Source organism: Niveispirillum sp. (genome assembly GCF_017996735.1).
Taxonomy (GTDB): domain Bacteria; phylum Pseudomonadota; class Alphaproteobacteria; order Azospirillales; family Azospirillaceae; genus Niveispirillum.
The window spans coordinates 1-10,908 of sequence record NZ_JAGOGJ010000181.1; the positions used below are offsets into that span (position 1 = coordinate 1).

Sequence of the window (10,908 nt, forward strand, 5' to 3'; positions counted from 1 at the left end):
GCCCTCGGCGTTGGAGATCAGCACACCGTTGCGGCGGCCGGGGATCGGGCCCTTGTACGGGGCGTAGTCGTGGAACAAGCGGTTGATGACGCCGGTACCACGCGTGTCGGTCAGGAACTCGCCCTGATAGCCGATCAGGCCACGCGACGGCACATGGAACACCAGACGGACCTTGCCGGCGCCCGACGGACGCATTTCCAGCATCTCGCCCTTACGCTCGGCGATCTTCTGGACCACGACGCCGGAGAATTCCTCGTCCACGTCGACGACGACTTCTTCGATCGGCTCCAGACGCTGGCCGCTGGCGGCGTCGGTCTTCATCACCACGCGCGGACGGGAGATCGACAGCTCGAACCCTTCACGACGCATGGTTTCGATCAAGATGCCGAGCTGCAATTCACCACGGCCGGCCACTTCGAACGCGTCGGCATTTTCCGTCTCACGGATGCGCAGCGCGACATTGCCTTCGGCTTCGCGCAGCAGACGGTCGCGGATCATGCGGCTGGTGACCTTGTCGCCTTCACGGCCGGCCAGGGGTGAGTCATTGACCGAGAAGGTCATGGCCAGCGTCGGCGGATCGATCGGCTGGGCCGGCAGGGCTTGATCCACGCTCATGTCGACGATGCTGTCGGCGACGGTGGTCTTCACCAGACCGGCGATGGCGACGATGTCACCCGCCTGCGCCTCTTCCACCGGCACGCGCTCGAGGCCACGGAAGGCCAGGACCTTCGACGCACGGCCCTGCTCGATCAGCTTGCCGTCGCGGGACAGCGACTTGATCGACATGTTGGTCTTGATGCGGCCGGACTGGATGCGGCCCGTCAGGATGCGGCCCAGATACGGATTGGCTTCCAGGGTGGTGGCCAGCATGGTGAACGGCGCATCGACGCTGTCGACCTTGGGGGCCGGAACGTGATTGACGATCAGCTCGAACAGCGGCGTCAGATCCTTGCGCTCGTCATTCAGGCTGGTGACAGCCCAACCGTTGCGGCCCGAGGCGAACAGGGTGGGGAAGTCCAACTGCTCGTCGCTGGCGTCCAGCGAGGCGAACAGGTCGAAAATCTCGTTATGCACTTCGTCGGGGCGGGCGTCCTGGCGGTCGATCTTGTTGACGACGACCATGGGGCGCATGCCCAGCTTCAGGGCCTTGCCCAGCACGAACTTGGTCTGCGGCAGCGGGCCTTCGGCGCTATCCACCAGCAGGCAGACACCGTCCACCATGTTGAGGATACGCTCCACCTCACCGCCGAAATCGGCGTGGCCGGGCGTGTCGACGATGTTGATGCGCACGTCGTTCCAGACGACGGAGGTGCACTTGGCCAGGATCGTGATGCCGCGCTCACGCTCCAGGTCGTTGCTGTCCATCGCACGTTCGGCGACCTGCTGGTTTTCACGGAAAGTGCCGGACTGCTTCAGCAGCATGTCGACGAGGGTGGTCTTGCCATGGTCGACGTGGGCGATGATGGCGATATTGCGCAATTGCATGGGTACGGTCCTGCGTGCCTGGTGCTGGTCGCGCGCCGCCCAATGACTATGTCCGCCGGATCGGGGTTCGCGCATGAAAAACGCCCGGCCACCCTGTCAGGCCGCCTGAACAGGCGGAAACAAGGGTGGCCGGGCTCTATCGCGGCGCAATATAATCGTTTCGCGCCGCGTCGGGTAGGGCGCGGAAAAGGGGGCAGCCCTGCGTTTGGCCCCGTCGCATTAACGATCCTGTAAGACCCCGTCCGGATTGACGTTATAGACAAGGCGGCCAATCCCGCCCTGCCCCATGGCCTAACACCAAAGCGCCGTCCGCTTACCCCTGGAAAGCAGACCCCGCGCCATGCCACCATGACGGCAACCGGGGGAGGATAATGACCCAAGGCACGTGGCGGAAATGGATGTTGTCGGCGACGGTGGCCACCCTGGCTACGCTGCCCGTCCTTGCCCAGGAAACGAAGTATGAGGTGGTGATCCAGGGTGTGGAGGATCATCCCAACCTGTCGCGCCTGCTGCACGAGGTGTCGAGCCTGGTGGAGTTGAAGGCGGAGCCGCCGCCATCGCCCATCGGTCTGGGCCGCCGCGCGGATGCCGACCTGGAGCGGTTCCGTGCCGCCCTGCGGTCCGAAGGCTTCTACGACGCCATCGTCAATGCCGAGATCGACGTGGATGTGGTGCCGGCCAAGGTGCTGATCCTGGTGGAGGAAGGGGCGCGGTACAAGGTGAGCGCCGTCCACCTGTCGGGTCCCAATGGTGCCGCCCTGCCCGATGGCGCGCCGGCGCCCGAAGCGCTGGGTCTGGCCATCGGATCGCCGGCCCGCGCGCCGGACGTGGTCGATGCCGAAGGCCGCATCCTGCCGCGCCTTGCGGAACGGGGCTATGCCTATGCCCGGCTGCTGGATCGCAAGCTGGTGGTCGATCATGCCACCCAGGGCATGGATGTCACCTATCTGGTCGATCCCGGTCCCAAGGTCGCGTTCGGCGCGATCACCTTCAACGGGCTGGACGAGGTGTCGGAACGCGCGGCCCGCCGTCGCCTGCCCTGGCGCGAGGGCATGCAATACCACCCCGCCACCATGGAGGAAGGGCGTCAGGCCCTGGCCGATCTGGGGGTCTTTTCCTCCGTCCGGCTGCGTCTGGCGGATCAGCCGACGGAAGATGACAAGGCCCCCGTCCTGGTCGATCTGGCTGAGCGTGAGATGAATTATGTCGGGTTCGGCGCCGATTACGGGACAGAGGATGGATTCGGGGCCAATGCCTATTGGGGCGACCGCAACCTGATGGGCAATGCCGAGAAGCTGCGTGTCGATGCCTCGGTCGCCGGCATTTCCCGGCGCGGCGAGACCAATGCCAGCGAGTTCGATTATCGTCTGGCCGGCACCTATCAGCAGCCGGATTTCCTGTCGCGCAACCAGTCACTGAACCTGTCGGCGGAAGCGCTGTCGGAACGGCCCGATGCCTATCGCCGCCAGGCCCTGGTCCTGACCGGTGCCGTGGAACGCAAGCTGGCCAAGGGCTTGAAGGCCAGCCTGGGCGTGACGGCCGAACAGTCGCATATCGAGGAAAGCACCCAGACCACAAAAAACACGCTGGTGGGCGTGCCCTTTGCCATCACCTGGGACAAATCGAACGACCTGCTGAACCCCACGCAGGGCTTCCGGCTGGCGGGCGCCGTAACCCCCTATCTGGCGGCCTTCGGTGACAGCAACAGCTTCACCATCGCGCGGGTGGAGGGGCGGACCTATTTCGATTTCAAGGATGATGGCTGGTATGTCGGCGCCCTGCGCGGCGTCTATGGCGCCGTCATCGGCGGCGGTCTGCTGGACGTGCCGGCCGACAAGCGCTTCTTTGCGGGCGGCGGCGGGTCCATCCGCGGCTATGGCTATCAGGAGGTGGGGCCACGCGACAGCAATGGTGAACCGCTGGGCGGCGTATCGCTGCTGGAACTGTCGGCCGAAATGCGGGTGAAGGTGACGGAGAATATCGCCGTGGTCCCCTTCGTCGATGCCGGCAATGTCTATACCACCGAATATCCCAAGCTGGGCCAGGGGCTGCGCTATGCCGCCGGCATCGGCGGGCGTTACCATACCGTGATCGGCCCAATCCGGCTGGATGTGGCGGTCCCGCTGAACAAGCGCGATGGGGACAAGGCGTTCCAGTTCTATATCTCCATCGGCCAGGCATTCTGAGGGGGCGGGAATGACGGAACCGAACAGCCGCATCCGCCCTGTCGTCACCTGGATCGCCGCCGGGCTGGCCGGGCTTGTGACGCTGGTGCTGCTGCTGGCCGTGTCGGCCGGCATCTGGCTGGCCACGCCGTCAGGGCGCGATTTCGTGCTGGACCAGGCGCGGACCAATGTCGACGGGCTGGTGATCGAGGGGGCGGACGGGTCGCTTTTCGACCTGCGTCTGGCCCGCGTCACCCTGGCCGATGCCGATGGGGTCTGGCTGACCGTCACGGGTGCGCATCTGGCCTGGAACCCCTGGGATCTGTTGTCCCGCACGGCCAGCATCGACACGCTGTCGGCGGCCACCATCGATGTGGTGCGCCAGCCCCTGCCCTCCGAAGATCCCAACGCCAAACAGGGGCTGCCCCGCCTGCCCATCGCCGTCACCCTGTCGCGGCTGGTGCTGGACCGGGTGACGCTGGGGGCCGATCTGCTGGGCGGCAGCCCGGCAGTGATCAGCGCCACGGGGCAGGCAAGGCTGCCGTCGGGCGCCCTGGGCGGCGCGGGTTCGCTGGATGTGAAACGGATCGACGATCATCCGGGCACCCTGACCGTGTCGGGCGAATATGTGCCGGGCCGCCGCCTGACCCTGGCGGCGGAGGCGCTGGAACAGGGCAACGGCCTGATCGCCGAACTGCTGGACATTCCCGGCCGGCCGCCCGTGACCCTGACGCTGAAGGGCGACGGGCCGCTGACCGAATGGACGGGCACCGCCACGGCCAAGGCCGGGGACGCGGCCGACGCCAGGGCGGAGTTCCGCATCCGCCCGTCAGGGGACAAGCTGACCTTCGGCCTGGACCTGTCGGGCAATATGCAGGCACTGCTGCCCCCCGCCATCCGGACCCTGGTGGGACCGGACCTGCGCATCGGGGCCGGCGGCCTGATCGATCCCGGTGTCAGGCTGGCGCTGGACGGCGTGGGCTTCAAGATGGCGGCCGGCACGGTTTCCGGTGGCGGACAGTTCGACCTGAAAACCCGCGCCCTGAATGTCGGCGCCTGGGTGGAGGTGCCGGACGGCGCCATCCTGTCGCCCCTGACCGCCCCCGCCACCCTGTCCGCCCTGCGCGGCAGCCTGACCCTGACCGGCACGCCGGAACTGCCGGAACTGGCCGCCGACATATCGTTGGACACTGTCGGGCTGCCCGACCTGACCCTGGACCGGCTGGGCGTGAAGCTGGTGGGCAAGGGGCGGGAGACCCTGTCCATCATCGCCGACCTGCGGTTGGAAGGGGCCAAGGGGCCGCTGGCCGCCCTGACCGGTGCCAATGCCGATCTGGCGGCGGAGGCGACAATCGTCCCCGCCACGGGCCGCATCGACATCGCCAAATCTGGTTTCATCGGCACGGCCCTGTCCGCCACGGCCACCGGTTCCCTGACCGGCTGGGGCCGCGACGGCGAACTGGCCCTGACCCTGTCGGCCAAGGATCTGTCGCCCCTGTCCGGTCTGGCGGGCCGGAAACTGGCCGGGTCGTTGACTGCCGAGGGGACATTGCGCCGGCAAGGCGGGCAAACGTCCCTGGTCGTGAAGGGCGAGGGCAAGGAACTGGCGGCCGGCATCGCGGCCCTGGACCCGCTGCTGACCGGCAGAACGGAGATTTTCGCCGATGTCGCGATCGGTGAGGACATGGTGTTGCGCCGCCTGTCGGTGGACAATCCGCAGGTGAAGATCGGCGGCGAGGGTCGCTATGGTCCCAATGGCATCGCCGCCGACGCGGTGGCAGAGGTGGCGGACCTGTCGCCCCTGTCCCCGGCGCTGGGCATGCGCGTGGCCGGTGCCGTCACCGCCCGGCTGAAAAGCCAGTCGGCCGACGCGCTGACCCTGGAAGTGGTGGGTGACGGGCTGGAGGTGGATGGCCTGCGGCTGGTCGATACACGTATCGACGCCCGGCTGGCCGGGGTGCCCAAGGCGCCGACAGGCCGCTTCGACCTTGAGGCCAAGCTGAACGGGCAGCGTATCGCGCTGGGCAGTGACATTGCCCAGTCGGGATCAACCCTGTCGCTGGCCGGGATCGAGGCCGTGATCGGCCTGAACCGTTTCAGCGGCGACCTGTCGCTGGATACCAGCAGCGGGCTGGCCGCGGGACAGTTGACGGGCAATGTGCCCGATCTGGGCATCCTGGCCTTCATCGCGGGTGACGAGGTCTGGGGCAACGGCACGATCAATGTGGCCCTGTCGCATGACAAGGGGCAGCAATCGGCCGATGTGAAGGCGGACTTCAAGGAATTGTGGCGCCGCTGGCACGGGCAGAAGGTGGCCGCCATCAATCTGGCGGCCCGCCTGGACGGCAGTGCCAAGGCACCCAGCCTGGATGCGGGGTTCAGCATCACCGGCATCGATGCCGGCACCCTGGACCTGGACCGGATCACCGGGTCGGCGCGCGGCCCCCTGTCGGCCACATTGCTGAAATTCGACCTGTCGGGCAAGCGCGGGTCGGCGCCGGTGCGTCTGGCCATGGAAGGCCAGTTGGCCACCGGCGCCAAGGACGGCATCACCCGGATCGGCCTGGGCACCCTGTCGGGCGCCTATGCCGACACGGAATTCCGGCTGGCCAACCAGGCCAACCTCGCCTTCGGTGACGGGGTGATCAATGTGCAGGGGCTGGTGCTGCTGGCCGGGGACGCGCGGGTGGAGGTGACGGCGGACATGTCGCCCAAGGGGCTGGGCGGTCGCCTGTCGCTGAGCCGGCTGCCCCTCAACTGGGTGCGCCTGATCGATCCCACCCTGACCCTGTATGGTTATCTGGACGGCACGGCCAGCCTGTCGGGCACTGTCACCGATCCGCGCGGCACCATGAGCCTGAAGCTGTCGGAATTCGCCCTGGCGCCGCAGGTGCTGAAAGGACCGTCACCCCTGGGTGCCACCCTGACGGCCGATTGGCAGAAGGGCCGCGTGGCCCTGGTCACCCGTATCGACAGCGCCGGATCGGGCGTGGGCCTGTCGGGGCGGGCGGACCTGCCGCTGGAAATGCAGGGGTCCGTGACCAACATTTCCGTGCCGACCGACAAGCCGGTCAGCGGCCGGCTGGAGGGCAATGTGGCCCTGCGCCGGCTCAACGACCTGCTGGCCAGCACGGGCGACCGGCTGGGCGGGCAGATGGTGCTGGACCTGACGCTGGGCGGCACGCTGGCCGCCCGGCAATTGACGGGCAGCGTCACCCTGAACAATGCCCGCTATGAGAACCAGCGATGGGGCACCCTGGTCACCGATATCCAGGCTGTTCTGAAGGGTGACCCGCATGGGCTGTCGATCGAACAGTTCGAGGGCAAGACCCCCGGCGGCGGCACCGTCGCCCTGTCCGGCAGCTTCGGGTTCCGGCCCGAACTGGGTGACAAGCAGATCGATCTGCGCCTGACGGCCAGGAAGGCCAAGATCGCCGGCATCGACATGGTGGAAGCGGTGGCGGGTGCCGACATCACCGTCACCGGCAAGCCGGCCGACATGACCATCGCCGGGCGCGTGGATGTAGCCAACGCCCATATCCGCATCCCCGACAAGCTGCCCCCCACCGTGGTGGAGGTGAAGGTGGAGGAGATCAACCATCCCCGCCGCATCGCCCCGCCCGGCGCCGTCAGCAGTGCCGATGCCAAGCCGGCGGGAGAGGCTCCGCCCGCCCTCATCATCCGCCTGAATATCGATGTGGAGGCGCCCAACCAGATCTATGTCGGCGGGCGGGGGCTGGATGCGGAACTGAAAGCCTCGCTGAAGGTGCGGGGCACGGCGGACACGCCGCTGATCTCGGGCAATGTCTCCCTGGTAAAGGGCGAAATGGCCCTGCTGGGCCAGACCTTCACCCTGACCCGCAGCAACATCGCCTTCTTAGGCGACGGAACCTTCGATCCGTCCCTGGATGTGGAAGCACGCACCCAACGCGGCGACCTGACCGCCATCGTCGCGGTCACGGGCCGCCCGTCCAAGCCGACGGTCAAGCTGTCTTCCCAGCCCCCCTATCCGGAGGACGAGGTGCTGGCCCGGCTGCTGTTCAACCGGGGTGCCGGACAGTTGTCGGCGCTGGAGGCCGTGCAACTGGCCCAGTCGGCGGCACAGCTTTCGGGCCTGTTCGGCGGCGGTCCGGGCTTCGTCGACAATGTCAAACGCTCGCTGGGCGTGGACCGGCTGGAATTCCGGGGCAGCGAGGACGGGACCGGCGCCGGCACAGTCGCCGCCGGCCGCTATATCGGCGACAATATCTATGTCGGGGTGGAACAGGAACTGGGCACCGGCCAGAGCAAAGCCACCGTGGAATATGGCATCACCGACCATATCAAGGCCCGTGGCGAGGTCGGGACCGAGAGCAAGGTCGGCGTGCAGTTCCAGTGGGATTATTAGAGCCGTTTCCGGTGACCGGAACTGCGCTCTAGGATCGCCGGAACACGACCGTCAGGTTGTTGGCCGGCATGTCGATGACCACGGGTGCGTCGAACCCATGGCGGGCCGCCACCTCCGCCACCGCCTCCAGGTCGCGCACGCCCCATTCCGGGTTGCGGGCGCGCAGGTCGGCGTCGAAGGCGGCGTTGCTGTCGGCCGTGTGCTGCCCATTCCTTTTGTAGGGACCATAGAGGCACAGGGGTGCGCCGGGCCGCAGCAGCCGGCCGGCACCCGCGAACAGGCCCAGCGTCGCCGGCCAGGGCGCGATATGGATCATATTGATGCACAGGATGGCATCGGGTGCCAGATCGGGCCAGCCGGCGGGATCCCCCGCATCCAGGGCCAGCGGCGGCCGGATATTGGGCAGGGCCGCGTCTGCCATCCAGGCGCGGATGCTGGACAGCGCCTCTCCATCCCGGTCGCTGGGCTGCCAGATCAGGCCTGGCAGGTTTTCGGCCAGGAAAATCGCATGCTCCCCGCTGCCGCTGGCGATTTCCAGCAACAGGCCGCTGGCCGGCAGATGCGGGCGCAGGGCGTCCAGCAGCGGCTGGCGGTTGCGCAGCGTGGCTGGGGCGTGGCGTTTTTCGTCGATCATCCTGTCCTCACCCAAGGTCGGGGGTCCAGCCCTCTGGCCGGCGCATGTCCGCTGATACCATGGAAGCAGTTGCGCGCGGTGCGTGGATTGTCTACCTCTCCCCCTAGTTTGATCCACGTCGCGCGCGGCATGTTTGTTGGAGTTTGGGGATGCCCTACGTCGTCACCGAGGCCTGCATCAAGTGCAAGTACACCGACTGCGTCGAAGTCTGTCCCGTGGACTGCTTCTACGAGGGTGAGAATACCCTGGTCATCCATCCCGACGAATGCATCGATTGCGGCGTGTGCGAGCCGGAATGCCCGGCCGAGGCCATCCTGCCCGACACCGATCCGCGCGCCGAACAGTGGCTGGCCATGAACCGCGAATATTCCGCGCAGTGGCCCGTGATCAATCGCCGCAAGGATGCAATGCCCGACGCCGATGCCTGGAAGGGCGTGCCGGACAAGTTCGCCAAGCATTTCAGCCCCAAGGCGGGCAAATAACCCTTGTCGAAAACGGCGACATCGGGATGTTTCCTTTGTCGCCGTCCCGGCCAACGGGCAGAAATCTTGACCGCTGGTTAAGAAGTCGGCGGTATGCCCATGCGATGGGCGCATGACCGACATAACGCGCTTTGCGCGGAACCAATGGCGAACAGTGCGTTCCGCCTCTGTCATGTTCGCGTAACATCGACTATATTAGGTCGAGCGAGGTTCGGCACGGCGCCCGTGATTGTGGCTTGATGTGCCGACCGCTTTCGCCATCGCAGTGTTTCGTCAGCACGGGTCCCGCCGCCGGCGCGGTCGGGGCATCAGTTATTTTTGTTCCCGTGGCGCGCCGCCCGCGCGGAAGAAGAGAGCAACCGAACATGTCCGAAAGCCTAGATTTCATCACCGGGGATCACGTTGTGTATCCGGCCCACGGCGTGGGTCAGATCATCGGGATCGAAACCCACAGCATCGCCGACATGAGCGTGACGCTGTACGCCATCCAGTTCGAAAAGGAACGGATGACGCTGAAGGTTCCGGTGGCCAAGGCCAAGGCTTCCGGCCTGCGCCGCCTGTCGACCAAGGACCGGATCAAGGCCGCCATGGAGACCCTGCAGGGTCCCAGCAAGATCAAGCGCATCATGTGGAGCCGCCGCGCCCAGGAATATGAGGCGAAGATCAATTCCGGCGATCCGGTTTCCATCGCGGAGGTCGTGCGCGACCTGTATCGCGGCGAGGATCAGTCCGATCAGTCCTACAGCGAACGCCAGATCTATCACGCGGCGCTGGAACGTCTGGCCCGTGAGCTGGCCGTCGTCGAAAAGATCGACGAGCGCAAGGCCACCGAGAAGCTGGAAGCCGTGCTGAGCAAGGCGGCGTAAGTCAGGTCCCGCCGGATGGCGGCGCCCGATATGTGGGGGAACGCGCAAGCAGTTCACACAAGATCAGGCATGCCGCTGTTAAAATTGTGGGATATTTAGTATGTAGGGGGCGTTCACCAGTTGAACGCCCCTTTTTTTGCACCGCCGCAAGTCCTACACTGGCCGCGCGACGTTACTGCCGGGTTACCATGTCGGATGATCGCAAATATGCCTTGCTGGGGCGTCCCCGCCGTGTCTGGGCCGTGGGGGCCATCCATGGCGAGGCGGCACGGCTGGCCGCCCTGCATGATGATGTGGGCAAGCGGTTCCAGCCCGGTGACCGGCTGGTCTATCTGGGCAACATGATTGGCCGTGGCGCCGCCGTGCGGGACACGGTGGAGGAATTGCTGTCCTTCCGCCGCCATATCCTGGCCCTGCGCGGTGTGGTGGTCACCGACATCACCTATCTGCGCGGCGGGCAGGAGGAGATGTGGCACAAGCTGTTGCAGTTGCAATTCGCCCCCGATCCGGCCGCCGTCCTGCAATGGATGATCGGCCAGGGGCTGGACACGACCCTGGCGGCCTATGGCGGCAATCCCCAGCACGGGTTGGCCGCCGCCCGCGATGGCGCCGTGACGCTGGCCCGCTGGACCGGGGAATTGCGGGCCGCGCTGCGCGCCGCGCCGGGCCATGACAATCTGCTGAGCGCCGTGCGCCGCTGCGCCTATACCAGCGCCGCCGATGGCAGCCCCACCGACCTGCTGTTCGTCAATGCCGGGCTGGACCCGGCCAAGCCGCTGCATATGCAGGCCGATATCTTCTGGTGGGGCGGCGGCAGCTTCACCCGCATTGCCGAGCCCTATAACGGCTTTCGCCGCGTGGTGCGCGGTTACGACCCGACCCATGGGCC

The 10,908-nt window shown here is 66.6% G+C and carries 7 protein-coding genes; 5 read left to right on the plus strand and 2 right to left on the minus strand.

The window, feature by feature from the left end; genetic code table 11:
- Positions 1-1,485, minus strand: a 1,485-nt coding sequence (gene typA / locus KBA48_RS30125; RefSeq protein ID WP_292912384.1) for a translational GTPase TypA, incomplete at its 3' end; no start/stop codon positions are given.
- A gap of 371 nt (positions 1,486-1,856) precedes the next feature.
- On the opposite strand from typA, the gene KBA48_RS30130 reads away from it, so the two are divergent.
- Both KBA48_RS30130 and KBA48_RS30135 read left to right on the plus strand, forming a co-directional pair.
- On the plus strand, positions 1,857-3,671 hold the full coding sequence (locus KBA48_RS30130; RefSeq protein WP_292912385.1) for an autotransporter assembly complex family protein: 1,815 nt from the start codon (positions 1,857-1,859) through the stop codon (positions 3,669-3,671).
- A gap of 10 nt (positions 3,672-3,681) precedes the next feature.
- Positions 3,682-8,037 (plus strand): translocation/assembly module TamB domain-containing protein, encoded by a 4,356-nt coding sequence (locus KBA48_RS30135; protein ID WP_292912386.1) that lies wholly within the window; start codon positions 3,682-3,684, stop codon positions 8,035-8,037.
- Between the two features lie 28 nt (positions 8,038-8,065).
- Here the strand turns inward: KBA48_RS30135 and KBA48_RS30140 are convergent, their stop codons facing one another.
- Positions 8,066-8,671, minus strand: coding sequence for a DUF938 domain-containing protein (locus KBA48_RS30140; RefSeq protein ID WP_292912387.1), 606 nt, complete (start codon positions 8,669-8,671; stop codon positions 8,066-8,068).
- A 149-nt stretch (positions 8,672-8,820) separates the two neighbouring features.
- Here KBA48_RS30140 and fdxA point away from each other — a divergent pair, with 149 nt between their 5' ends.
- The 3 genes from fdxA to KBA48_RS30155 all read left to right on the plus strand — a co-directional run.
- Positions 8,821-9,153, plus strand: a complete 333-nt coding sequence (gene fdxA, locus KBA48_RS30145) for a ferredoxin FdxA (RefSeq protein WP_292912388.1) — start codon at positions 8,821-8,823, stop codon at positions 9,151-9,153.
- A 365-nt stretch (positions 9,154-9,518) separates the two neighbouring features.
- Positions 9,519-10,019, plus strand: coding sequence for a CarD family transcriptional regulator (locus tag KBA48_RS30150; RefSeq protein ID WP_292912389.1), 501 nt, complete (start codon positions 9,519-9,521; stop codon positions 10,017-10,019).
- A gap of 188 nt (positions 10,020-10,207) precedes the next feature.
- On the plus strand, positions 10,208-10,908 hold a 701-nt coding region (locus KBA48_RS30155), incomplete at its 3' end, for a hypothetical protein (RefSeq protein WP_292912390.1).